Origin of the sequence: Halpernia sp. (genome assembly GCF_048269545.1) — a bacterium.
Classification (GTDB): domain Bacteria; phylum Bacteroidota; class Bacteroidia; order Flavobacteriales; family Weeksellaceae; genus Halpernia.
In genome coordinates, this window is the sequence record NZ_JBLXIJ010000010.1 from 1 (window position 1) to 24,142 (window position 24,142).

General features: G+C 31.3%; 22 protein-coding genes and 1 CRISPR repeat array. Of the genes, 17 read left to right on the plus strand and 5 right to left on the minus strand.

Going from position 1 to position 24,142, the window contains the following annotated elements:
• Window positions 1–443 precede the first annotated feature (443 nt).
• The 6 genes from ACN0WB_RS10450 (at window position 444) to ACN0WB_RS10475 (ending at window position 5,988) form a co-directional block, all read left to right on the plus strand.
• The gene (locus tag ACN0WB_RS10450) at window positions 444–1,304 is read left to right on the plus strand and encodes a helix-turn-helix domain-containing protein (RefSeq protein WP_417431523.1); all 861 of its coding nucleotides are present in this window, start codon (window positions 444–446) and stop codon (window positions 1,302–1,304) included.
• A gap of 100 nt (window positions 1,305–1,404) precedes the next feature.
• Complete coding sequence (locus tag ACN0WB_RS10455; RefSeq protein WP_065722183.1) at window positions 1,405–1,698, plus strand: putative quinol monooxygenase; 294 nt, start codon at window positions 1,405–1,407, stop codon at window positions 1,696–1,698.
• 137 nt (window positions 1,699–1,835) lie between these two features.
• Entirely contained in the window at window positions 1,836–2,528 is a 693-nt protein-coding gene (locus tag ACN0WB_RS10460) for a hypothetical protein (protein WP_417431525.1), read from the plus strand.
• Window positions 2,529–2,793: 265 nt separating this feature from the next.
• Window positions 2,794–3,609, plus strand: coding sequence for an alpha/beta hydrolase (locus tag ACN0WB_RS10465; protein WP_417431527.1), 816 nt, complete (start codon window positions 2,794–2,796; stop codon window positions 3,607–3,609).
• A gap of 77 nt (window positions 3,610–3,686) precedes the next feature.
• Complete coding sequence (locus ACN0WB_RS10470) at window positions 3,687–5,267, plus strand: glycosyltransferase family 39 protein (protein WP_417431529.1); 1,581 nt, start codon at window positions 3,687–3,689, stop codon at window positions 5,265–5,267.
• A 268-nt stretch (window positions 5,268–5,535) separates the two neighbouring features.
• Window positions 5,536–5,988 carry a hypothetical protein gene (locus ACN0WB_RS10475; protein WP_417431531.1) on the plus strand — a complete coding sequence of 151 codons (453 nt, stop codon included), beginning with the start codon at window positions 5,536–5,538 and terminating at the stop codon, window positions 5,986–5,988.
• Between the two features lie 122 nt (window positions 5,989–6,110).
• On the opposite strand, the gene deoD is transcribed toward ACN0WB_RS10475, so the two are convergent.
• Together deoD and ACN0WB_RS10485 are read right to left on the minus strand one after the other, a co-directional pair.
• Window positions 6,111–6,821: a purine-nucleoside phosphorylase gene (gene deoD / locus ACN0WB_RS10480; RefSeq protein ID WP_417431533.1), complete on the minus strand. Its 711-nt coding sequence runs from the start codon at window positions 6,819–6,821 to the stop codon at window positions 6,111–6,113.
• 437 nt (window positions 6,822–7,258) lie between these two features.
• A complete protein-coding gene (locus ACN0WB_RS10485; RefSeq protein WP_417431535.1) occupies window positions 7,259–7,990 on the minus strand; it encodes a hypothetical protein in 732 nt (243 codons plus the stop codon).
• A gap of 378 nt (window positions 7,991–8,368) precedes the next feature.
• Between ACN0WB_RS10485 and cas1 the strand changes: the two genes are divergently transcribed.
• Window positions 8,369–9,262 carry a type II CRISPR-associated endonuclease Cas1 gene (gene cas1, locus ACN0WB_RS10490; protein ID WP_417431537.1) on the plus strand — a complete coding sequence of 298 codons (894 nt, stop codon included), beginning with the start codon at window positions 8,369–8,371 and terminating at the stop codon, window positions 9,260–9,262.
• Window positions 9,253–9,582 (plus strand): CRISPR-associated endonuclease Cas2, encoded by a 330-nt coding sequence (gene cas2, locus ACN0WB_RS10495; RefSeq protein ID WP_417431539.1) that lies wholly within the window; start codon window positions 9,253–9,255, stop codon window positions 9,580–9,582. Before cas1 ends, cas2 begins: the two co-directional genes overlap by 10 nt.
• Before the next feature lie 106 nt (window positions 9,583–9,688).
• Window positions 9,689–11,766: direct repeats of the CRISPR family, unit length 36 nt; unit sequence AATATCGTCTTTTCTAATCTTTAATCAAACCACAAC.
• Between the two features lie 95 nt (window positions 11,767–11,861).
• On the opposite strand, the gene cas9 is transcribed toward cas2, so the two are convergent.
• On the minus strand, window positions 11,862–15,341 hold the full coding sequence (gene cas9, locus ACN0WB_RS10500; RefSeq protein WP_417431541.1) for a type II CRISPR RNA-guided endonuclease Cas9: 3,480 nt from the start codon (window positions 15,339–15,341) through the stop codon (window positions 11,862–11,864).
• Between the two features lie 478 nt (window positions 15,342–15,819).
• Here cas9 and ACN0WB_RS10505 point away from each other — a divergent pair, with 478 nt between their 5' ends.
• Complete coding sequence (locus ACN0WB_RS10505; RefSeq protein ID WP_417431543.1) at window positions 15,820–16,338, plus strand: alpha/beta hydrolase; 519 nt, start codon at window positions 15,820–15,822, stop codon at window positions 16,336–16,338.
• 39 nt (window positions 16,339–16,377) lie between these two features.
• Here ACN0WB_RS10505 and ACN0WB_RS10510 read toward each other — a convergent pair whose 3' ends face one another.
• The gene (locus tag ACN0WB_RS10510) at window positions 16,378–17,352 is read right to left on the minus strand and encodes a hypothetical protein (RefSeq protein WP_417431545.1); all 975 of its coding nucleotides are present in this window, start codon (window positions 17,350–17,352) and stop codon (window positions 16,378–16,380) included.
• Window positions 17,353–17,596: 244 nt separating this feature from the next.
• Between ACN0WB_RS10510 and ACN0WB_RS10515 the strand changes: the two genes are divergently transcribed.
• The 8 genes from ACN0WB_RS10515 (at window position 17,597) to ACN0WB_RS10550 (ending at window position 23,656) form a co-directional block, all read left to right on the plus strand.
• Window positions 17,597–17,863 carry a hypothetical protein gene (locus ACN0WB_RS10515; RefSeq protein WP_417431547.1) on the plus strand — a complete coding sequence of 89 codons (267 nt, stop codon included), beginning with the start codon at window positions 17,597–17,599 and terminating at the stop codon, window positions 17,861–17,863.
• A gap of 117 nt (window positions 17,864–17,980) precedes the next feature.
• A complete protein-coding gene (locus ACN0WB_RS10520) occupies window positions 17,981–18,493 on the plus strand; it encodes a GNAT family N-acetyltransferase (protein ID WP_417431549.1) in 513 nt (170 codons plus the stop codon).
• Between the two features lie 92 nt (window positions 18,494–18,585).
• On the plus strand, window positions 18,586–20,469 hold the full coding sequence (locus ACN0WB_RS10525; protein WP_417431551.1) for a chloride channel protein: 1,884 nt from the start codon (window positions 18,586–18,588) through the stop codon (window positions 20,467–20,469).
• A gap of 110 nt (window positions 20,470–20,579) precedes the next feature.
• Window positions 20,580–21,074 (plus strand): peptide-methionine (S)-S-oxide reductase MsrA, encoded by a 495-nt coding sequence (msrA, locus tag ACN0WB_RS10530; RefSeq protein ID WP_417431553.1) that lies wholly within the window; start codon window positions 20,580–20,582, stop codon window positions 21,072–21,074.
• 58 nt (window positions 21,075–21,132) lie between these two features.
• Window positions 21,133–21,372 (plus strand): hypothetical protein, encoded by a 240-nt coding sequence (locus ACN0WB_RS10535; protein ID WP_417431555.1) that lies wholly within the window; start codon window positions 21,133–21,135, stop codon window positions 21,370–21,372.
• Between the two features lie 13 nt (window positions 21,373–21,385).
• Complete coding sequence (locus ACN0WB_RS10540) at window positions 21,386–21,961, plus strand: pentapeptide repeat-containing protein (RefSeq protein ID WP_417431557.1); 576 nt, start codon at window positions 21,386–21,388, stop codon at window positions 21,959–21,961.
• 17 nt (window positions 21,962–21,978) lie between these two features.
• Window positions 21,979–22,452 (plus strand): CYTH domain-containing protein, encoded by a 474-nt coding sequence (locus tag ACN0WB_RS10545; protein ID WP_417431559.1) that lies wholly within the window; start codon window positions 21,979–21,981, stop codon window positions 22,450–22,452.
• A 37-nt stretch (window positions 22,453–22,489) separates the two neighbouring features.
• Window positions 22,490–23,656, plus strand: a complete 1,167-nt coding sequence (locus tag ACN0WB_RS10550) for an NAD(P)/FAD-dependent oxidoreductase (RefSeq protein ID WP_417431561.1) — start codon at window positions 22,490–22,492, stop codon at window positions 23,654–23,656.
• 158 nt (window positions 23,657–23,814) lie between these two features.
• Here ACN0WB_RS10550 and ACN0WB_RS10555 read toward each other — a convergent pair whose 3' ends face one another.
• Complete coding sequence (locus tag ACN0WB_RS10555; RefSeq protein WP_417431563.1) at window positions 23,815–24,057, minus strand: GIY-YIG nuclease family protein; 243 nt, start codon at window positions 24,055–24,057, stop codon at window positions 23,815–23,817.
• Between the last annotated feature and the right edge of the window lie 85 nt (window positions 24,058–24,142).

The following is a 24,142-nucleotide window of genomic DNA, read 5'->3' on the forward strand; positions in this document are numbered from 1 at the left end:
TCAACCTTTTAAAACAAGGCAGAGGACTGATATGTTAGTGAAGACTATTAATCTTTAAAGGTATTTCTAGTTCACCTCTGTCTTGTTTATTTAAAGGTATTAATTTTATAGAAGTAAAGTAAAGATTGTATTGGCAAAATGCGGGGGAAAGTAACAAGCTGAACTTTTGTGAAATTTATCCGCCGCTGCTTTTTTATTCCACAAAAAAAAGTAATTTAGTGTAAGAAAAAAGCATCGGCTACGTTCAGTATAAATTGAACTTTTCGTTCCATTTAGCCCGCACTTCGCCAATACTTTTTCCGTTGGGAAAAATCGCCCTTTGGGACGATTTTTCCCAACGTGCAAGGGTAAACGACCTCTTCATCCAAACTTGAGCAAACGATTTTTGAAATAGAAATTTAATATATTTAGAATGCCAAAATGTTTTTTAAAACAACACTATTATGGACATTACAAATTTTCCAGAAGATTTATTTGAAAATAACTACACGGACACTTTAGACCTTCAAATTGCTAATTACGAGGTGTATAAACATGTTTCCAAAAATAAGATTAACCTAAACAAAAATGTATTCAGTTTTTTGTTGGATGGACAAAAGGACATTCACTTTTCTAATGACATCGTTTCGATAAATCCTGCACAATCCTTACTTCTTGCATCGGGGAATTTTTTAACAACAGAAATTGTAGGGGCAAATAGTTATAGTTGCCTACTCTTTTTCTTTTCTCAAAAAAACATTAATGATTTTTTATTGAAATATGGGCATTTATTTAACCCAAAAGACTTAAATAAAACAACGAACAATAGTCCCTATTTCCTTATCAAAAAAGACAATTTTATTATCCATTTTATTAATTCTATTCAACAAATTTATGGCTTGAATCAAACAATCTCTCAAAAGATTCTGGAATTGAAATTTGAAGAAATTATGCTGTATCTGGCTGATAAGTATGGGCAAAGTTTTTTTGTTTATCTACATTCATTATTAATCAATGAAAGAGAATTATCTTTTAAAATGGTCATTGAAAAAAATCTGTACACGAGTTTGAATATTGACGAGGTTGCTTTTCTATGCAACATGAGCCTGTCTACTTTTAAGCGGAAATTTTTACAATTATATCAAGAGTCTCCAGGAAAATGGTTTCAACTAAAACGGCTCAACAAAGCCAAAAAATTATTGCTTAATAATGAAGCAACCCCATCAGAAATCTATATGGACTTTGGTTATGATAGCTTATCAAATTTTAGCACAGCCTTTAAAAATGAATTTGGTTACAGTCCAAAAAACATGATGAAAACTTGACCTTTTTTCATAAGTTTTTGAACTAAATAAAAAAGCACCACAAGTTTAAAGGTGCTACATTTGTTAAAACAAAATTGGTTTAATTTAAAAATAAAAAGACATGAAAAAATTAGGATTATTAGTTCGACTAGAAGCAAAAGCAGGAAAAGAAAAAGATGTTGAAGCCTTTATCACAAGTGCATTGCCACTTGCTAATGAAGAAACGGGTACTATTACATGGTATGCGTTCCGTATTGACGCTTCTACATTTGGCATTTTTGACACTTTTTCAGATGAAGAGGGCAGAGAAGCACATCTTGGTGGTAAGATTGCAAAGGCGTTAATGGAAAATGCACCTGAATTGTTGGCTACTGCACCATCTATTGAGAAATTGGATGTTTTAGCGGCTAAATAAATAGTAAAGGTCTAATATTAAGACCGAATGAAAAAAACATAAAATTTGATAGAACAGATATTAATTGGTATGATGGTCCAATAGTTTTTACAAAAGATTTAAATTATCTGCTGTTTTTCAACGGAGTTGTCGTTAATTTGAAGACAAGAGAAGTACGGACAAAAGAATTTATACCATATCTAAAGGGCTACACCACTGCAACGGATATTATCGTAAGTGATAATGGAAAAAATTATGCAATTAATAATTCGAATAATGAAATAGAAATCCACAATCTGGAAACTGGAAAATTAGTTAAAAAATTTAGCGCTTTACCTACATTGCCAAAGATTGAAGGATTTCAACTTGTGCCGTTGCCACAGGAAGGAGATTATATTTATTGGCTGCTTTTTAATAATAAATATGCAACCGGAGGATTAGCCTATCTCGTAAGAAACGGCGTTGCAACTTCATTTTGTGATCCATTGTGGGATCAGGAAAGTGATGCAAATTATGCGAAAAATTTAAAGGAACTTTTAGAAAATTATAATGAAGTAGAAAAACGAAAATTGGAAAAAGAAAAATATGAGCAGCAGAAAAACGCAAATGCGCCTAGTTTGGGGGACATTTTAATAAGTCAAAGTAAGGAGAGAAAAAAAGTTTTGGCCGAAAAAAATTCTAATAATAATGTGCAAAATACTACCAGTTCTGCGCCATCTTCAGGGAAAAATTATACCCAACCTGCAAAATCATATAACGAGATTGTCTATGATTTACGAAAAGTGCAACAAGAAAGAAATGAAAAATCTGCGAGAGAAGCACGTATGGAAGAATACAGAAAACGCCCGTAGCATAAAAAAAATATTTATAACATTTGTTTAAAATTTAAAGTTATTTATTTTGTAATTTTTTAAATTAGTGTCAAATTTAATAAGTTTTATAAACCTTTTAAAAGGTTACAAAGCGTTATAAAATAAAACTCTTTAAACCCTCGCAGCCACACGATACATCGTGTGGATTCTATATTGCAGATTTGCAATCCACAACAAAAATAAACCCCAAAACATTTTTCCAACCAAAATAAAAAAATCATTACTTTTACTTTAAACTAAAAGCATGAAATTTAATTATTTACAATTACTTCAGATTCTTGTACTATTTACAAGTTGCTCAAAAGCAGCAATCTACAACGATCCTATTCCAGTTCACGATGAATTCACCATCAACTCCAAACAAGTAGGCGAAATTAGACATATTAATGTTTGGACCCCACCAGAATATAAAGCAAAAACCGACTCACTTCCAGTGATGTATATGGCGGATGGCGGAATCAAAGATGAAGATTTTCCGCACATCGCAAACACTATGGCGGAACTTATAAAATCAAAGAAAATCCCACCTATAATTTTGGTCGGAATTGCCAATACAGAAAGAAGACGAGATTTAACGGGACCCACAAAAGTGGAAAAAGACAAAGAAATTGCACCGGTTGTGGGAGGTTCGGCAAAGTTTAGAGCATTTATTAAAGAAGAATTATTTCCAGAAATCAATAAACGCTACAGAACAACTGCTTCGAAAAGTATTATTGGAGAATCTGCTTCAGGACTTTTTGTGGTAGAAACTTTCCTTTTAACGCCCGATATGTTTGATAATTATATTGCATTTGACCCATCACTTTGGTGGAATGATCAATATTTAATAAAAACGGGTAAGGAATATTTAGCCAAATTTCCCCCGAATCAAAAAAGAATTTGGTTTGCAGGTTCAGAAGACACTTCAGAAATCGTAAGCAAATTTGCCGATGTTTTAAAAAGTGAAAACCTACCGAATGTAAAATGGAAATATTCGCCGGAACCAAAAGAAAAACACAATACCATTTTCCGAGCGACAAAAGTAAAAGCACTCATTTGGACTTTAGTCAAAACGCAGTAAAACGCCAAAAGATTGAAAATAATAAATGAAATAGAAATCATAAAGAATTTAATGTAAAACTTAAAGTCTCGGAGTTTATGCAGATAAAGAACAGCCTATTGAAACCAAAAACCTTTAGAGATAATTCTAACAATAGTAGAAATAAAACAATCATTTTATTAGCGTTTATTGCACTAAAATTTTTTCTGCAATTTTTTCTTTTAAATTCTGAATATGATCTGCAACGCGATGAATATTTACATCTCGATCAAGCCAATCATTTAGCGTGGGGTTATCTTTCTGTTCCACCTTTTACTTCTTTGACGTCATCTATTATTCAATTATTGGGGAATTCTATTTTTTGGATTAAGTTTTTTCCCGCTTTATATGGCGCTTTAACAATGTATGTCGTTTGGAAAGCCAGTGAAGAATTAAAAGGAAATCTTTTTGCTCTAGTTTTAGGCGCGACTTGCGTTTTGTTTTCGGCACTTTTACGAATCAATATGCTTTACCAACCGAACTCTTTTGATGTTTTAAGTTGGACATTAGTGTATTTTATATTGCTCAAATTCATCAATACCGAAAAAGTAAAATGGCTCTACATCGGTGCTGTTGTATTTGCTTTGGGTTTTTTGAATAAGTACAATATTGTATTTTTATTCATTGGTCTTATTCCTGCATTATTACTAAGTAAACAGCGAACACTATTCTTAAAATCTCATCTTTATTTCGCTGCCTTGTTGGGTTTGGTTCTCATTTCACCCAATCTTATTTGGCAATACCAAAACAATTTCCCCATCTTTCATCATTTAAAAGAATTGTCGGAAACGCAATTGGTCAATGTAAACCGAATTGATTTTTTAAAAAACCAACTTCTCTTTTTTGTCGGCTCATTAATTGTTTTATTTGCTTCTTTTTATGCTTTGCTTTTTTACAAGCCGTTTAAAAATTATCGGGTTTTCTTTTATTCCATTGTCTTTACTTTATTAACTTTTATTTACTTTAAAGCAAAAGATTATTATGCGATTGGTATTTATCCAATTTACCTGGCTTTTGGTTCTGTTTATTTGTCCAATATTTTAAAACATGGGTGGAAAAAATATTTACAACCCATCGTATTATTAATTCCACTATTGTTATTTATTCCCATTTACAATGTTGCCTTTCCTATTAAAAGTCCAGAATATATGGTTCAACATTCAGAAAACTATAGAAAATTGGGTTTACTTCGATGGGAAGATGGCAAAGACCATTTGCTACCACAAGATTTTGCAGATATGTTGGCTTGGAAAGAATTGGCATTAAAAGTGGATCGTGCTTATTTAAGTTTACCAAACAGAAAAAATACTCTGATTATTTGTGATAATTATGGAGAAGCAGGAGCCATCAACTTTTATTCTCACCAAAATTTGAAGGCTGTTTCTTACAATGCAGATTATATCAATTGGTTTGACTTATCCAAAAAATATGACAATCTAATTAAAGTCACAGAAAAAGAAAATGCAAAAGATGTCCTTCAAGACAATTCTCCCTATTTCCAGACTTCAATTCTTGCAAACTCCATCATCAACAAATATGCAAGGGAATTTGGAACCACAATTTTCAGTTTTAGTGGATCAAAAATTGATTTAAGAGACCAAATTAAAAAACGAATTGCCGAAGAGAAGAACTATCCATGAAAAGCAAAGGTTTTTTAACCTTATTAACAGAAAAAATGAGTTTGATATTTCTAATTACGAAGATTTAGACCGACTGACTCTAATTGCTAAAACCAAGTATAAATTCTTCTGACTTTGCGCCGCACGACAATAATTAAAAATAACTAATTGATAAAAATACGCTAAATGCCCTATTTTCTAATGATAAAATACAAGTTAATTTTGATGAAGGAAATATTGTAAAATCTACAGACATTTCATTAATAAAAATAAGAAACAACTATTCAAAATGAAAAATTTAATAACTATAAGTGCGGCCTTTTTATTGTTTGCAAATAGCGCCTTTGCACAATCCGTAGTTTCAAAATCCACCGTTTCTGTCTCCAACCAAAGTCTTGGACAGGAGCAGCTCAATAAAAAAAATTATAAAGAAGCTGTAAAATATTTCACTGCCTGCGTAGAAGAAGGCGATCCTTTAGGAGAATGCCGCGTTGGGCGAGGAAAAGCCTATCTTGGTTTAGACGAAGAGGGTTATGCTACTGCAAATTTCGCTATAGCATTGAAAACTAATCCCAAAAACAAAGAAGCCGCAGAATTGCTCGCGAAATATAAAAATAAAAATGATGCGCCTAAAATTACAAGCGAAGGCATAAAACAATACCAAAAACTTTCGGCAGAAGACAAAAAGAAAGCCAACGACGTTATAAAAGCTCAGGAAAAAGTTTACAATTCTGGGAAATAAGCCTTGAGTTGCAATTAGGAAGCTAAAAAACCGCCTTCAAGAATTCATAATCTGTGATTCTTTATTAAAAAAAGCGCCTTGCATTTCTGCAAAGCGCTTTTATTTTGTAGCATTAATTTACTTTATATGGTTTTCCACGCCGCTTCTAAAGCCAGTTCCATCATTGGTTTCAAAGCGGTTTGTCTTTGGTCCGCAGAAATATTTTCACCAGTGGGAATAATATCTGAAACGGTTAAAATGGTCGCCGCTTGTTTACCTAAATAACGTGCGTTGGCAAACAATCCGAACGCTTCCATTTCTACCGCAGGACAATTGTATTTCGTGGCAATTGTAGGAACGGAAGGATTTTTACGGTAAAAAATATCACTACTGTGAACGCTGCAACTTTTCGTATTTAAAGATAATTCTATTGCTGTTTCGTTGATGACATCAAAAATTTGTCCTTGATGCGGCATTAACTCCTCCTCCATTTCCCAGGCGTATTTCGCGTAGGTGCTTTCGCTCGCGGCATTATCAATATTGAGCAAGTCAAAAACCTTTAACTCTGTGGAATAAGCGCCACAAGTTCCGATGCGGATAATGGTTTCCACATCATATTCTGTGTACAATTCAAAAGAATAAATACCGATACTTGGGAAGCCCATTCCACTTGCGCCGACAGAGATTTCTTTGCCTTTAAAAAGTCCAGTATAATATAAAATTCCTCTGGTTTGACTGACCAAACGTGGATTTTCGAGAAAATTTTCAGCGATGTATTTCGCTCTTAACGGATCTCCGGGTTGTAAAACCACTTTGGCAATTTCTCCTTTCTTTGCACTAATGTGAATGCTCATATTTTAGTTTTTGAATGTCAGACAAAGATAATGACTTTTAAATTACAGTACGGAATCAGCACAAAATTTAACGTGAGATTTAGCTTCTATTTAAATTTAAAAAAAAATAAGAATACCTGTTGAGCATTTATAAATAAAATTTTAACTAACTGAAAATTAATAACAAAACAATTTTATGGACCTAGGAAATGGAGGCGTTAATAAATTTTAAAGAATTTCCGTTAAAAAATTTCCACTGTTTGAGTGGCGGCAAAAATTAATATTAAACAATAAAACTTTCTTTCCGCCCGAGTTTTGGAAATTTTAGGAAATTATTTAAAATTTTAGCCGTAGTTTCCAGTCTTGAATTTTTGGTTCTTTTGTTTCAAGACAAAAGAACAGATAATGAAACTGTTGCATTTGTTTACTAAATGCTTCCTTAAGTGCTTTAGGTCATTTTAAACTATCCCTTCTCCGAAATTTTTCGCCCACAGATAAGTAGCCGCATTTTTTTGATTTAAACTTAATACCGATGTTCCACCGCCAAAACTTACTTTGCCAAGAATCAACACCCAAGTTGCAGAATCGGGAACGGCAAAATTCCAATCGGTGGCGTCCTGATTTTGTCCGAAGGACAAATGAACCGTCCAAGTTGATAAAGACACAATTTCCATGGTTTCAGCATTTGGATTAATGCTAAAAGCTTCAAAAGTCAGCTGTGCTTCGATGGTATTTTTTGGTGCTTTTATTTGCTTTCCCCATTGTATTAATGGGATTTTGCATTGAACCTCATCAGAATTATTGCTAAATTCCGGATAAAACTGCGTGGCTTTTGTCCACAAAAAATCATTATTAAAATCAAAACCCATCAAAGCTTCTGGATTTTGAAAGACCGACGGATTGGATTTTGGTAAAGAAAGAGAGGGAGTAACCAAAGTTTTGCCCATTCTCGCGCGGTGTCGCGCCGCATAACGGTTGTCCTTTATTAAGGGAAATTTTTCAAGCAAAAGTTGTCTGTACAATTTATCTTTTGCGCTTATCCATCCAAAAACCGAGGCGGCTGCTTTGGTTTTGGCGTTTTGTTTTACTTTTGCGGGTTTGCTTCTTATGTACTGAGTTGTGCCCTTTTGCACAAAGACCAGATTACTCACTACACCGCTAAGTTGTCCGTTTTTTAAAATTCTAGCCATTTTTTGTCTTTTTAAAGAAATATTTTACAGTGGCATTCTAAAGGATATGTAGTACAAAGATACATTATAAATCTACACTAAAAGCATTGTTTAACTATATACTTTATGGACTTGATATGGACTTATTATGGACTTGTTATGGAGAATTAACGAAGAAAGACTGAACTTGAAAGGGATACGCTGTTTAGTAAAGTTACAAATAAATATTGTTTTGGTATTTTAATTAAGTTGTCAATATAATTTATTTAATGTTTGAAATTGTTAGTATAAAATTTAAAGTAAGGAGTAAAATGACTAAAAATATAGTTTAAAAATAATACAAAAATTCATTATATACTGAAAATTAGTAACTTAGATAATAATTTAATTTAAAAAATTATGCTCAAGAAAACTATTTTATTAGAAAATAAAACTTCGGTAAGTACTAAAAATTTACAATTAGTTATCAAAACAGAATTGCGGGAAAGCACGATTCCAGCGGAAGATATTGGATATTTGGTGGTGGATCATCCCCAAGTTTTTTTAAGTATTCCTGCAATGAATTTATTGATTGAAAATAACGCTGCAATTATCATTTGCGGAAATAATCATTTGCCAAATGGAATGTTTCTAAACTTGAACAGCCATCATATTCAACAAGAGATTTTCCGCGTCCAAATGGAAGCTTCGTTGCCACTTAAAAAACAACTGTGGCAACAAACTGTGGTAGAAAAAATTACGAACCAAGGATTATTGTTAGAAAAAATAACTGGTGAAAGCAATTCTCACCCTTTTTTAGCCTCGCGGGTTTTGAGTGGTGATACTTCTAATATGGAAGGCGTTGCAGCTAATCTTTACTGGCGCGCATTTTTTGAAAATAGTATTTTACAATTTAAACGAGAGCGTTTTGGTGATTTTCCCAATAATTTTCTAAACTACGGTTACGCTATTTTACGCGCTGCTACGGCGAGAGCACTTTCTGGAAGCGGACTTCTAAATACTTTGGGAATTCACCACAGAAATAAATATAACGCGTATGCATTGGCGGATGATATGATGGAACCATTTAGACCTTTGGTAGATGAAAAAGTTTTTGAATTGGTAGAACGAAATGAAGGGCAAGATTTAACAACTGGTGTAAAAGTAGAATTATTAAAAATTCTAACACAAACCGTTTATTTTAATGATGAGAAAAGCCCTTTAATGGTGGGTTTGCAAAAAACTACCAGTTCGCTGCAACAATGCTTTACAGGTGAAAAGAAAAAAATTAATTTTCCAAAATTATGGAATTAAACGGCTATCGAATTATGTGGATTTTTGTGTTTTTTGATTTACCAACCGAAACGAAAAAAGACAGACACAACGCGTCTAAATTTAGAACCAATTTATTGAAAGACGGTTTTAATATGATGCAATTTTCTGTTTATATGCGCCATTGTGCGAGTAGTGAAAGTGCAGATGTACATGAAAAACGGGTAAAGTTATTACTTCCGCCTTTTGGAAAAGTGAGTGTTTTGCGCATTACGGATAAACAATTTGGAAATATTATGAATTTTTGGGGCAAAGCGGAAGTCCCAAAACCACCGGGACCTGTGCAATTGGAATTATTTTAGGAATAAAAAAATGCTTCAATCTTGCTTTATCTGTGCAAAAAAGAAGCATTTTTTAGAACGACATTTCTATTTAATTTGTTGATTACTAGAAGGTAGCGAGCCAACTAATATCGTCTTTTCTAATCTTTAATCAAACCACAACAATTCTTTGGCTGCTCGTTGTATCTTCCTGAATATCGTCTTTTCTAATCTTTAATCAAACCACAACCTTTTGGATCTGCAGTTATTGTGACTAAAGAATATCGTCTTTTCTAATCTTTAATCAAACCACAACAGGTAGTCAAGCATTTAATAAAAATGATTTAATATCGTCTTTTCTAATCTTTAATCAAACCACAACATAAGACCGTTGTAAACGCCAGTTAATAAAATATCGTCTTTTCTAATCTTTAATCAAACCACAACGGGTTCAAACCACATTATTTAGTCTTTTATAATATCGTCTTTTCTAATCTTTAATCAAACCACAACAGAGGAAGGCGACATGCGTGAAGCGCCGCCAATATCGTCTTTTCTAATCTTTAATCAAACCACAACATTACTTAGATTATTTCGACCAAAGATTACAATATCGTCTTTTCTAATCTTTAATCAAACCACAACACAAGTGCGCCACATTTCGTGGTTGTCTTCAATATCGTCTTTTCTAATCTTTAATCAAACCACAACACCGATGCATTGATTAAATCAAAGAGCGAAAATATCGTCTTTTCTAATCTTTAATCAAACCACAACTTGGCGTGTCATTACGATATAATTGAATGGAATATCGTCTTTTCTAATCTTTAATCAAACCACAACATAAAAATAACTTTAGAAATGGATTGGTTTAATATCGTCTTTTCTAATCTTTAATCAAACCACAACAGTCTCTACAGTTACAACCATTTCAATTGAATATCGTCTTTTCTAATCTTTAATCAAACCACAACATTTCACTTGTTTAGGAAGTCAAGCATTTAAATATCGTCTTTTCTAATCTTTAATCAAACCACAACATAATGGGGGTTCATACCCTTTCGTTACTAAATATCGTCTTTTCTAATCTTTAATCAAACCACAACAAGATTGGCACAATGAAAATAAGCCACCGCAATATCGTCTTTTCTAATCTTTAATCAAACCACAACGGTTAGTCTACCAACAAATTAATTTAATAAAATATCGTCTTTTCTAATCTTTAATCAAACCACAACCTGCTCATATTCTAACTCATATTTGTTTAAATATCGTCTTTTCTAATCTTTAATCAAACCACAACTAATGAAATAGCAGTTCCATTAAGAAGTTCAATATCGTCTTTTCTAATCTTTAATCAAACCACAACTAATACCTGTAAAAAGTCTTGCATCAAAACAATATCGTCTTTTCTAATCTTTAATCAAACCACAACCAATATCAAAAGTTCCTGCAAATTCTGTTTAATATCGTCTTTTCTAATCTTTAATCAAACCACAACACTCACTTCTATATTGAATCCAGTATATAAATATCGTCTTTTCTAATCTTTAATCAAACCACAACCATTCATGGAACTATCGGAAATGTACAAAGAATATCGTCTTTTCTAATCTTTAATCAAACCACAACTACTTCTACAAGTGGTAAAATTTCTTTGTAAATATCGTCTTTTCTAATCTTTAATCAAACCACAACACACGCGCGTGGGACCAATATTATGACTTAAATATCGTCTTTTCTAATCTTTAATCAAACCACAACGATAATAATGGACAAGAGTTAGTTGATTATAATATCGTCTTTTCTAATCTTTAATCAAACCACAACGTTTAGTGTTTTCATAATAATAAATTTAAGAATATCGTCTTTTCTAATCTTTAATCAAACCACAACGCAATATCGATTTGGCTTTGAACCGTGTCGAATATCATCTTTTCTAATCTTTAATCAAACCACAACGTAAAAACATTAATTGATTTCATTGACCATAATATCGTCTTTTCTAATCTTTAATCAAACCACAACATTAAATAATCCTTTCTATACTAGGGCGAAAATATCGTCTTTTCTAATCTTTAATCAAACCACAACTATGGTGTAAAGATACATAAAAAGTATATAAATATCGTCTTTTCTAATCTTTAATCAAACCACAACTGAAACTATCCAATTCACGTTATTACCGGAAATATCGTCTTTTCTAATCTTTAATCAAACCACAACGGAAAATCCGTTGCAGAAAATCGGGACGATTTTCCGTTGTGGTTTGGTTGCTTATGACCTCTGAAAAACTGTATGTCAAAGAACTTTTCTAAAATTTAAATTTTAAAAGTTTTACCTGAAACTGAAATTTTTACTTTTATTGGATTGAAAGTGAACCAGCCCGTTTTCCCTTCTCCAAAACCTCTGATTTGCTTATAAGCATCATCAGTAACTGTGGATGATAAATGTTTTCTAAAAAAATAATCTCCTGAAGTTAATTTCTGGACTCTATACAAATGGTTTTTCAGATGATTATAATTTGGATTTTCCCAATTGATTTCATCTTCATCCAATCCTAACAAAAACATATCGTTAATGTGTAAAGTTGTAACTATTTCTTTGCCGTGTGTTGGTAATTGATAAATTGGAAAACCTTGTCTTTTCCGTTCTACAACCGTCCAAAATGTAACGACATCTTCTTTTAAATTTCCACTTTCGTCTTTATAAATTAAAACATGATGGTTATTTCTTGGGTTCACCCATTGGTTCAGGTCATCTTTTAGTTTTTCTGCTCCGCTAAAATTTTCACGCATTCTTACTTTTAATATTGGAACTGGATCTCCGTTTTTATTAGGCATAAAAATTTCCGGTATTTTACTTCCGTTTTCATCAATGGTGAAAAATGTTTTAGTAGGAATTATACCATTGTCATAGTTATCAATTTCTTTTTGAATTTCTTTTGATATTTTGCTATCTGACGACAACATTAATTCATTGTTTAATTCCGAAAGTCTTATTTGTATTCTCTTAAAAATTAATTTTCTCGTAGTTTCATCAACGACTTTTTCTACTTGTTTTAATTTATTTAAACTATCAATTGGTTTCCTAACATGAAATGCTTCTTCGCCATTAAAATCTCTCTTACCAAAGACAGTTTCTTTGTGCAATTGTCCTCTTGCTGCAACGCCTACATTTTTATATTTCTGTCCATTTTTCTCTGTAATATGCGTTCTAGTTGTAATATCATTTGAAACTTTTTTATGAGAAACTAAAATATTTTCAACAGCAATATCTGCATCATTTACAAAACTCTCCCACGGTAAAGGAAAATTCTTCATTTCATAATTTCTATTATATCGGTTCCATTTTGATAATTCTTGTACATAAGATATTTTCGTACAAGCCATTACTAAAGCATCTATTGCATGATGTCTATGGTCTTCTCTTGTTTTGGTATTTTCATCATTCAAAATACTATTTAATCCCCATTTATGTCGAAGATTTGAAGTGGCTTGTCCAGGTGAAACATTTACTTTTTTGCATATTTTAGATAAATAATTTTTGGCTTCTTTGCTGATGTATCTTGTATCATTTAACTGGCGGGAAGTAAAGTCATCATCGAATTTTTGTTTTACAAAGTGTTTAAACTTAAAATAGGCTTTAGGATACTCCTTTGTATCGGAAAATAATTTTAATGCACGTTCTTTTATTGAAGCCCAATTCTGCTCATTATCTCCATAAAATTCAAAAGGTGTTTTATCTCCTTTTTTTCTATTTTCATCTGCAAAACAAAGTGTTTTATTTCCAAAACTATCATTCAAAGAACGACTCCAAGGATGGATATGCTCTATTTGAACTTCACCAGAAAATAGTTGTGTTAGAGAAATTGGTTTTCCTGTATAAGGACAAGTTTTTTTGCATTCTTCCCACAGTTTATAAAGCAATATATTATCGTGAGTAATTCTTATTCCCTCTTCATTTAGTCTTTGTTTTACTCTATCATTTTCGCGCTCTAGTCTTTGATTATTTTTTCTAATTTCATAGCGTTGCGATTTTGATGTTTTTAAATCTCGCGCCATTTCTACTTTGATCTCGTCTATATTACCATATTCATCAATCAATTCATTGACTAATTTTCGCAATTCAAATAAAGCAGTAATTACAACAGGATTTCTGATGGCTTGGATTTCTTTGTCCGCTTCTTTTCCTAAGGGTAATTTTTCTAATAATTCTTCCACTTCAATTGCGGCGGAATGATGGTACAATTTCTTTAATTGCTTTTCTGAAATTTGATAATCTCTTCTTAAAATATCTTTTACAATTTCAATAAATCCACCTTTGTTTTTAGACCGAACTATTTCAAAAATATTATCATAGAAAAAATATCTCTTTTCATCAGATAATTGATACCAATCAGCACCGAAAACATTTTTAATTCCGCCTAAAACTACTGCAACATCATAAGTATAACCCATTTTTAGAAACGGCAATATATTCAGAATTGCTTTTCTACTTAAACTTGAATAGCCATCTTTAACATTAAATTTAGAAATACTTACCGCTTGTTCTTCTGTGAAATTCCAATGCTTTAATGCATATTCTTTTACATTAGATTTACTATCAAAAAAATACAAAACGTGCCAAATATCTTCCTGTTCTTTTTCAGAAAAATCAAACCACTTTTTACCGAAATATTTTTTGTTTGATAAATTTGAAATCGTGTGTGTTCCAACGATTTTATCTTCATCTTTATAATTGAATTTGAATTCCGCACTTTCTTTACCAATTACTTTTCTAATTTTTTTAAATTCAGGCTTTTCATTAGCGTATAAAAATTCTACAATTTTCTCTTTTTCTTCCTTTAAAATCTTCTTTCCATTAATCTCTACCGTGTTTACCCATTGCCACACTCGGAATTGTTCAAATGGAATTGCACTTATTGGGCATTTAGTTTTTCCTTTTCTAATATATTTCCCATTTTCATCCTTTACTTCATTTTCAAAAGAACAGAAACCAACCAGATGTTTTTGCGAACGCAGTGGTCTTTGATGAAATAAAATGCCATCTTCTTTGTAACCATCCAATTTTCTACCGCCAAACAAAGCTTTTAAATCATCATTTAAATTAGAATGAAACTGCTTTTGCTTTTCCCAAATTAATTCAAATTCATCAACATACATTTTACGAGTTGTATACCTATTTCGAATTCTTTCTAAACCCTCTTTAAAAGGTTCATTTTCTTTCGGATAAATTTCAGATAAATAAGCGCCTAAAGTTTTATCTTCAATATGTTCTTGAGTTTCTGTAATTCCTATTTTTCCCTCCTTTGGATTTCCTTTAAAAATTGCACCATCATCACTTCCGCCTTTTCTGCTGTTACTTAAAAATCCTCGTCGTTGAATTAAATGATAAAATATTCTACCAAGATCTTCTAAGGAAAGTTCCTCTGTTAATGCTTTTTTTCGCAAAACATAAGGATTCAAAGAAAACCAAGATGCCAATTTTCCTTCTGGGAATTTTTTCACTTCTTTCCATTCTTTAAAATCCACAGAATCTAAAGGACACATATCATTTTCTGAAAGCGCTTTTAATAAAACTTGCTTTCTTAATCTTCTTCTAAAGAATTGTCGTCTTACACCTCTCGCTCCAGTTCTACTTGCACTTTTTGACATTTCTCGTCCTTCACCTTCGCCTAAATTATCAACTCCCATGGGAAAAATCCGACTTCCCATTCCGATAATGGTACCCTTCAGATCATCAACAATCGCCCATCCAATTGAGTTTGTTCCTAAATCCAATCCTAATATTTTTGCCATAATTACTTAGTTTTTTTAAGATTTTTAAAATTAGTGAAAAAACTAATTGATTTGTAATAATATTTTCAAATTATTACTATATTTGTTGCAAGATAATTTTATTCTAATCTTTAATCTTATCACAATAAGGCTATATGCCGTAGATGAAAATCTTTAGTCCTGCTTCGGTGGGACTTTTTTTTGTTGAAAACAATTAAGTTCTCAGTAAACAGTTCCGTTGTAAAGAAACCAACTTTGCCAAAGTTTGGAACTTTGGCAAAGTTTAGAAAATTCTTCTTATCCTTGAAAGTGCTTGAGATTATTACCATCTTTGCCAAAGTTTGAAAATTTATTAAAGTTTAAAATCCCATCAACACTTAATCTTCAATCTATAAATAAATTAATTAAAAAGTTTTATCTTTAATTTCGAGGCTTTAATATTTTAAGACTTTTAAAAAACCAAACAACTTTAGGTTTTAATAAAACGCGATTTTGCAAAATGGAAAAATTAATCATCTTATCTGATTTATGGGGCTCAAAAAAATCGGATTGGATTGCAAATTACACTACAATTTTAAAATCCAATTTTGAAATAAAATATTACGATTGTTGTGAACTAGGAGAAATCAATTTAACAGATTATTCAGAGGAAAATATTCATCAACAATTTATTAATGGTGGAATTGACAAAGCCGTGCAAAATTTACTTAAAGAAGAAAAAGGAAATAGTTCTGTTTTAGGTTTTAGCATCGGCGGATTTATTGCTTGGAAAACTGCCTGTGAAGGTTTGGAAATAAAAGAATTAATTGCAGTTTCTTCTACAAGATTAAGATATGAAAACCAAAAACCTAATTGTAGCATTAATCTAATCTATGGAGAAAACGATTATTATAAACCTAATAATTCTTGGTTTAATCAGCTTAATCTACAACCTAAAATTTATAAAAAAGAAGAACACAATTTTTATATGAAAAAAGAAAAAGCGTTAGAAATTTGCGATGAAATAATTAAAAATTAAAAGCTCGTAGTTATATTAATTTTGAACTCATATACTTATTTAAAAGGGCAAATTAATACTTTCTGGCTCAATAAAATCTTTGGAATAAGGGTTTTCTAAATAGCTTAAAATAGGTTTTTGAAACTGAAGAATTTCCTTTTTTCCTATGCCGTAAACTTGCCAATAATTGGAAAGTAATTGTGAAAAAACATCTTCGTCCCAAAAACCAAACTGCGGTTCTTGCTCATTATTAGCAATTTCAATCGTTATTTTTCCTTCTTGATTTTCAACTTTATATTTGGGCGCATAATTCAAAATATAATCAGAATAATGGAATCTTGCGTACAATTCTTCAAACTGAATTGGATGTAAAACGTGATCTTTCATTTTTTCTAAAATCTCTTTTTGCTTTTCTCCAATCACACCATTATCTTGCAAACAAGCGATAAAACCAAAACCATTCACACCAAAAGAAAATAATAAATTAATAGCGTCATCGCGAAAACTAAAAATATCCGCAGAATATTTGAGTGGAAACACAACAATTGTCCAAGGTTTTTTACCCACAAAAGTGATGGGTTTTACAATGGATTGCAACATCAAATGAAAGTAACCGAAACGTTTTTTTAAAGAATCTGAAAGCACAAATTCTTGTCCCATTTTTCTCAAACGATTGCTTTCATAAACCATTTCATAATACAAAAGTCCATAAACCATTCTTCCTGTCCAAAGAAAAATTAATTCCTCATCAAGCGAATTCATGCCTTCAAAACCATTTTTATAAGCAATTTGAATTTTCACATCCAAATCGTCAAAAGCTTTTTTTACTTCCGCAGAACAAGGCAATTTTAAATCAGAATAATTGTAAGATTTGGTTTTATCCATCATCTCAATTCTGTCTTCACCAAATTTAAAATGATTCATTAACCATTCTGGGAAAACAGTCATCTTTTCAGTAGTTAAAACGCCTGTAAGAAAGCAAAAATGTTCATCGAAAATTAAATCTTCAAATGGATTATAAAGCGTTTCGGACATAAACAATTAGAATAATTAAGTTTAAAAAATATCTGCAAATATAACCATAAACTACGGTTTTCATGGGTGATTAAATCCTAATTTAAAACATTTTGTCATTATAAAATTATGTTTATATTTGATTGTCATTAACACTTAATAAAAATTACTCAATATGAAATCGCCATTTCTAAGTTTGCAAACAAACACAAATGAAAATTAAGGCGATTCTATATGACCTTAAAAAAACAATAAAAATCTACATATGAAAAAAATAATTTCAATTTTAGCATTAAGTGCTTTTACTTTCACTTTTGCACAACAAACGCCGAAGAAAGATTGTTGCGTTGGAAAAGATAAAAAAGAGTGCAAAATGGACAATAAAAAAATGGCAAAAACCAGCGATACTAAGAAAGACACTAAAATGATGAAGAAAGATTGCGAAATGAAAATGAAAGATTGCAAAATGGATATGAAAGACTGCAAAATGAACAAAGCCATAGAAAAAAAGGTAGCTAAACAAAACGCTTAAAACTTAAACCACCTTTTTGGTGGTTTTTTTAATTACAAATAATCTTGTATATTGGATTTTTATGTTACATAATTGTAAGTTAAAAACAATGAATCAAAAATAATTATTCACTTTAAAATGACAATAGAGACAAGTAATCCAGAAGATATTTCAGAAATTTTCAGATTATATCAATTGGCAACGGAATTTCAGAAAATAAAATTCCGTGGAAATATTTGGCCTGTCTTTGACCAAGATTTAATTAAAACTGAAATAAAAGAAAACAGACAATTTAAGATTTTAATTGATGGAAAAATCGCTTGCATTTGGGCAATCACTTTTAATGATGCGCAAATTTGGGAAGAGAAAGATAAAAACGATTCAATTTTCATTCACAGAATTGCGACTAACCCTGATTTTAGAGGAAGCAATTTTGTAAAAATTATTGTGGATTGGTCAATTGATTATGCTAAAAAACACCGCAAGAAATTCGTTAGAATGGATACTTGTGGACAAAATGATAAGCTAATTAATCATTACAAAAGTTGCGGTTTTGATTTTCTTGGAATGCGCAAACTAAAAAACTTTTCAGAATTACCATTGCATTATCACAACGCGGATGTTTGTTTTTTTGAAATAGAATTAGAGTAATAGTTTAAAAAGATTTGAAAATTTGTAATAATTAATGATAGTTCCGTAAATTTGGAATTCGCAAATTAGTTTATGATGCGACCGAATTCAAAATGAAAAAAAACGACTTGTTACACAATGGAATTCCAATTTCTCCTTCATTAAACCCGACTTTATTGGCGGAACATTTTGAACCTAGAAAAGGAGAAAATAAAAAAAGAATTCTAATTATTTCTGCACTTGCATTCGCCTTAGGAATTGCAGTAAGTTTTATCGCGAAATTTTTAATGATGCTCGTTTATTTATTAACCGATATTTCTTTTTACGGTGAATTTTCCACAGATCATGTAACGCCCGTTCATAATACGCTTGGAATTTTCGTCATATTTGTTCCTGCAATTGGGGGATTAATAGTTGGTTTAATGGTTCTTTACGGTTCAAAAGCCATTCGTGGTCACGGAATTCCAGAAGCGATGGAACAAATTCTCACCAATGAAAGCAAAATAAAACCAACGATTACTTATTTAAAACCACTTTCTTCCGCAGTTGCAATCGGAACAGGTGGTCCTTTTGGTGCGGAAGGTCCAATTATAGCAACTGGCGCCGCTTTAGGTTCTACTCTTGGTCAAATTTTAAAGATTTCAGATAATGAAAGGAAAGTTTTATTAGCTGCAGGTGCAACTGCAGGTATGGCCGCAATTTTTGGAAGTCCAATTGCTGCAATTTTTCTCGCCATAGAATTATTATTATTTGAATTTTCTGCACGTTCTATAATTCCGGTTGCAATTGCTTGTATAACTGGAGCTGCAGGACATCATTTTCTTTTTGGTCCAAATCCAGTTTTTGAAATGGCAGCGATTGCAATTCCCAGTAATTACGCACTTCTTGCTTACAGTATTATGGGAATTATCATCGGTGTTTTATCCGTCGGTGTAAGTAAAATTGTTTATTTAGTAGAAGAAGGATTTGAAAAATTACCAATTCATTTTATGTGGTGGCCTGCAATTGGTGGACTCGCCGTTGGAATAGTTGGTTATTTTGCGCCAGAAACTTTAGGTGTTGGTTATGAAAATATCACCAATATTCTTTCAGGGAATTTAGCACTTTCCGCAGTTTTGTCTTTGTGTTTTTTAAAATTTATTTCTTGGGCAATCGCTCTTGGAAGTGGAACTTCTGGTGGAACTTTAGCACCTTTATTAACAATTGGCGGTGCAGTGGGAATATTATTAGGAATGGCAATTATATTTCTATTTCCCGATTCTGGAATTTCACTTCCACTTGCAGCTTTAGTTGGAATGGCTGCAATGTTTGCAGGTTCTTCTAGAGCATTATTAACTTCAATTATTTTTGCATTAGAAACTACGGCGCAGTCTCACGCTTTACTGCCATTACTTGCTTGTTGTCTCGCTGCTTATATTGTTTCATTTTTCATTATGGAAAACACCATTATGACAGAAAAAATTGCACGTCGTGGCGTGAAGACTCCCGTTTCTTACGAACCAGATTTACTAGAAACTTTAACGGTAAAAAAAGTAGTAAATGATATCGGAACAACAATTAATGAAAATGAAACCATTCAAATTGTAAAAGAGAAAATAAATTTAAAAAAAGATTCAAAACCAAATTATCTTGTTGTTTCAGATCAAGATGGAGAATACAAAGGAATTGTTAGTTTTCTAACTTTATTTAGTACAAACAATTCACCAGAAGATAAAATTGGAACATTAATTAAAGGAAATTATGCAACTGTTAATTTAAATGATTCCTTATTAATTGCAGCTGAAACGATGGCAAAAGAAAACGCCGATGTTTTACCAGTTGTAGAAAATGATATTGTGGTGGGAATTATTTCTTATCACGATATTCTTTCAACTTACAAACGTGCAACGGAAAGCCACGAAATGAAACATCCAAACATTTCCTTAAAAAGAAGCAGTTATAAAATGTTGATTCGTGGACAAAAATTAGTGCGACATACCAAGAGGCGACGCAGATAATATCCTAAAAACTTGAAAATAATTCTTAAAATAAAAAGTGAAAAAAGCGTTTATTTGGCAATCATTTTGCAGATTCAAAACTTCAATTTTAAAAAATAAAATATATAAATATGAACAATTATAAAAAAGCCTACATTGCAGGAGGTTGTTTTTGGGGAATGGAAGATCTTTTCCGTAATCAACCCGGAATTAAAAACACGGAAGTAGGTTACATTGGTGGGGAAAACGAAAACCCAACTTACAAATATCATCCTGGTCACGCAGAAGGAATTGAATTAACTTATGATCCAAACGAAACTTCATTTAAAAAAATATTAGATTATTTTTTTAGAATTCACAATCCCACAACAGTTGACCGACAAGGAAACGACATTGGATCCAGTTACCGTTCTGCAATATTTTTTCAAAATGAAGAAGAGAAATCTGAAGCAGAAGAAGTTATAAAAATTGTAAATACTTCCAAAAAATGGGACGGTGAAGTCGCAACAACTTTAGAACCTTATTCAAAATTTTGGGAAGCGGAACCTCATCATCAAGATTATTTAGTGAAAAATCCAGATGGTTACACTTGTCATTTTGAAAGATTTTCGGAAAGCTTTCTTTAAGAATCAATCTTCATATAAAATTTTAAGTAATTATTTGATTTAAAATTACTATAAACTAATGAATATAAGAGAAATCCAAAGAAACGATATTAAAGAACTTTCAAAATTATTTGATAAATACAGAATTTTTTACAAGAAAAAATCAGATTTGCAAGCGGCAGAAAAATTTCTAAACGAAAGATTTCAAAATAATGAATCTATAGTTTTTGTTGCTGAAAGTAGTGCAAAAGATTCTGAAGGAAAATTAGTCTTGTTAATTGGCGATATTGCAATGATGCGTTTTAAAAAATCCAATTAGATTATTTTTAAAAATGCAGAAAACTTTCACAGAAAATAGAACTTTCAATAAAACAGATTTTACACAAAATCCATTACCAAAAGGCGAATACGAAAACTGTACTTTTCAAACTTGTGATTTTTCTAATGCCAATTTATCTGAAATAAAATTTCTGGAATATGAATTTATTTCATGTAATTTAAGTTTAGCAAAACTTCATCAAACTGCATTCAGAGATATTAAATTTAAAGAATGCAAAATGTTAGGACTTCAATTCGGAGATTGTAATCAATTCGGACTTGCCATTAATTTTGATTTTTGTAATCTCAATCATTCCTCTTTTTACCAAACTAAAATTAAAAAAACCATTTTTAAAAATTCACAAATGCAAGAAGTGGACTTTACTGAAAGTGATTTAACAGGTTCTATTTTTGATAATTGTGATTTCAAAAGGGCAGTTTTTCAAAATACGATTCTGGAAAAAGCAGATTTTAGAACTTCTTACAATTATTCTTTAAACCCAGAAATAAACCAAATTAAAAAAGCAAAATTCTCAATTTCAGGAATTGCAGGACTTTTGGAGCAATATGGAATTGAGATTGAGAATTGAAATAAATTTTATTAAAAATGCCCACAGAAATTGAAAGAAAATTTTTAGTCGATAAAAATAAATGGCAAAAAGAAAAAAAACCAACTGGAGAATTATTTCGGCAAGGTTATTTATTCACTGATCCGAATAAAACAATTCGTGTTCGTCAAACCTCTGAGAAAGGATTTTTAACCATCAAAGGGATTTCCATCGGTGCAACTCGCACAGAATATGAATATGAAATTCCATTAAAAGAAGCCGAAGAATTATTAGACTATTTTGCAGTTTCTGAACTTTCAAAAATTAGATATATAATTAATTTTGAAAACAAATTATGGGAAATTGATGAATTTTTAGATGAAAATGAAGGATTAATTATCGCGGAAATTGAGCTTAAAAGCGAAGATGAAAATTTCAAACTTCCCGATTGGATTGACCGAGAAGTTACATCTGACCAAAAATATTACAACTCCAATTTAACACTAAATCCATGCAAAGATTGGAAAGAATAATATTTCCAGAAAACAAAATCCCTACTTTTGAAGTATAATGCAAAACCACAAAATTATCGTTATTGGAGCAGGTCCAGCTGGTTTAATTTCTGCACAAATTTTAGCGGAAAAAGGTTTTAAAGTGCAAGTTTTTGAGCAAAATAAAGCATCCGCTAGAAAATTTTTAGTTGCCGGAAATGGTGGTTTCAATTTGACGCACAGCGAAGAAATCCAAACGTTTTTAGAAAAATATGAATCTATAGAAATTCAAAATATCGTCAGAAATTTTGATAATAAAAGAGTAGTTGAATGGCTTTCAAAACTTGGAATTACAACGTACGTCGGAAGTTCTGGAAAAATATTTCCAACAAAGAATTTTAAACCTATCCAAGTTTTAAAAGCTTGGTTAGATTATTTAGAAAAACTCGGCGTTGAAATTTATTACAATCACACATTTTTAAATTTCGATGAATCTTATGTTTATTTAAAAAATAATACCACAGATTTAAAACTAAATTATTCAAAATTAATTCTTGCAATGGGCGGTGGAAGCTGGAAAAAAACAGGCTCTGATGCAAAATGGGTGGAATATTTTAAATCAAAAAATATTAAAATTACACCTTTAGAATCTGCAAATTCTGGTTATAATACTCAGAAATTTCTACATCAATTGCAAGGACAATATTTAAAAAACATAAAAGTTTCTTTTGAAAATATTGAGAAAATTGGCGAAATAGTTTTCACAAAATACGGCATCGAAGGAAGTCCAATTTATTTTATGAATCGTTTTACAAGAAAACAAAATTTTCCTTTAATTATAAATTTAGATTTAAAACCAAACTTATCCGAAGCTGAAATTTTACAACAATTAAAAGGTTCAGAAAAAATTAGTCCAATATTAAAAAAGAAAATAAAACTCTCTACAACTGCACTTAATCTTTTAAAAACTTTAGATAAAGAAAGTTATTTGGATATTGAAAATCTTGCAAAAACAATTAAGAAATTTCCCATAGAAATTTTAAGTTTTCGCCCGATTGATGAAGTGATTTCCACTTCGGGCGGCGTTGCTTTTTCTGAATTAACTGAAAACCTAGAACTGAAAAAATTTCCAAATATTTATTGCGCCGGAGAAATGATTGATTGGGAAGCTCCAACTGGAGGTTATCTTTTGCAAGCTTGTTTCAGTACAGGTTTTTGGGTAGGAAATTCTATAGGAAAAAATTAAAAAAAACCAAAATCTTTCAACTTTGGTTTTTATTTTGTGACCGCGGCGGGATTCGCCTGTCTGCCGACAGGCAGAAACCCACAACCCTCAGAGCCGAAACCTGTCTGCCGACAGACAGGTCTGATATTCTATTCAATGGATTTAAATGAAATTTAATATTATTTTATTTTTTCTTTCAGAAATTCTCGCCCAATTCCAGATTTAAAATATTTCTCACGGACAAGCGCATCTTCCCTTGTTTTAAAAATTTCAAAATAAACTAATTTCCATGGAGTAAATCCTTTTGTAGATTTTGTTTTTCCTGCATTATGTTCTTTCAATCGTCTATCTAAATTTGACGTCTGTCCTTTATAAAGTCGTCCATCAATTTCACTCTTCAAAACATATACAAAATATTCCATTTTTTCATCATTTGTTTGATGTACATTTCTAACAATTAAAATTAACAATTATTTAAAACTAAAAAAGAGAAAAATATAAATATTT

Excerpts from the sequence above, each read along its gene's own strand:
- ACN0WB_RS10450 (WP_417431523.1), top strand. The coding sequence starts at position 444 with ATGGACATTACAAATTTTCCAGAAGATTTATTTGAAAATAACTACACG.
- ACN0WB_RS10455 (WP_065722183.1), top strand. The coding sequence starts at position 1,405 with ATGAAAAAATTAGGATTATTAGTTCGACTAGAAGCAAAAGCAGGAAAA.
- ACN0WB_RS10465 (WP_417431527.1), top strand. The coding sequence starts at position 2,794 with ATGAAATTTAATTATTTACAATTACTTCAGATTCTTGTACTATTTACA.
- ACN0WB_RS10470 (WP_417431529.1), top strand. The coding sequence starts at position 3,687 with ATGCAGATAAAGAACAGCCTATTGAAACCAAAAACCTTTAGAGATAAT.
- ACN0WB_RS10475 (WP_417431531.1), top strand. The coding sequence starts at position 5,536 with ATGAAAAATTTAATAACTATAAGTGCGGCCTTTTTATTGTTTGCAAAT.
- deoD (WP_417431533.1), bottom strand. The coding sequence starts at position 6,821 with ATGAGCATTCACATTAGTGCAAAGAAAGGAGAAATTGCCAAAGTGGTT.
- ACN0WB_RS10485 (WP_417431535.1), bottom strand. The coding sequence starts at position 7,990 with ATGGCTAGAATTTTAAAAAACGGACAACTTAGCGGTGTAGTGAGTAAT.
- cas1 (WP_417431537.1), top strand. The coding sequence starts at position 8,369 with ATGCTCAAGAAAACTATTTTATTAGAAAATAAAACTTCGGTAAGTACT.
- cas2 (WP_417431539.1), top strand. The coding sequence starts at position 9,253 with ATGGAATTAAACGGCTATCGAATTATGTGGATTTTTGTGTTTTTTGAT.
- cas9 (WP_417431541.1), bottom strand. The coding sequence starts at position 15,341 with ATGGCAAAAATATTAGGATTGGATTTAGGAACAAACTCAATTGGATGG.
- ACN0WB_RS10505 (WP_417431543.1), top strand. The coding sequence starts at position 15,820 with ATGGAAAAATTAATCATCTTATCTGATTTATGGGGCTCAAAAAAATCG.
- ACN0WB_RS10510 (WP_417431545.1), bottom strand. The coding sequence starts at position 17,352 with ATGTCCGAAACGCTTTATAATCCATTTGAAGATTTAATTTTCGATGAA.
- ACN0WB_RS10515 (WP_417431547.1), top strand. The coding sequence starts at position 17,597 with ATGAAAAAAATAATTTCAATTTTAGCATTAAGTGCTTTTACTTTCACT.
- ACN0WB_RS10520 (WP_417431549.1), top strand. The coding sequence starts at position 17,981 with ATGACAATAGAGACAAGTAATCCAGAAGATATTTCAGAAATTTTCAGA.
- ACN0WB_RS10525 (WP_417431551.1), top strand. The coding sequence starts at position 18,586 with ATGAAAAAAAACGACTTGTTACACAATGGAATTCCAATTTCTCCTTCA.
- msrA (WP_417431553.1), top strand. The coding sequence starts at position 20,580 with ATGAACAATTATAAAAAAGCCTACATTGCAGGAGGTTGTTTTTGGGGA.
- ACN0WB_RS10535 (WP_417431555.1), top strand. The coding sequence starts at position 21,133 with ATGAATATAAGAGAAATCCAAAGAAACGATATTAAAGAACTTTCAAAA.
- ACN0WB_RS10540 (WP_417431557.1), top strand. The coding sequence starts at position 21,386 with ATGCAGAAAACTTTCACAGAAAATAGAACTTTCAATAAAACAGATTTT.
- ACN0WB_RS10545 (WP_417431559.1), top strand. The coding sequence starts at position 21,979 with ATGCCCACAGAAATTGAAAGAAAATTTTTAGTCGATAAAAATAAATGG.
- ACN0WB_RS10550 (WP_417431561.1), top strand. The coding sequence starts at position 22,490 with ATGCAAAACCACAAAATTATCGTTATTGGAGCAGGTCCAGCTGGTTTA.
- ACN0WB_RS10555 (WP_417431563.1), bottom strand. The coding sequence starts at position 24,057 with ATGGAATATTTTGTATATGTTTTGAAGAGTGAAATTGATGGACGACTT.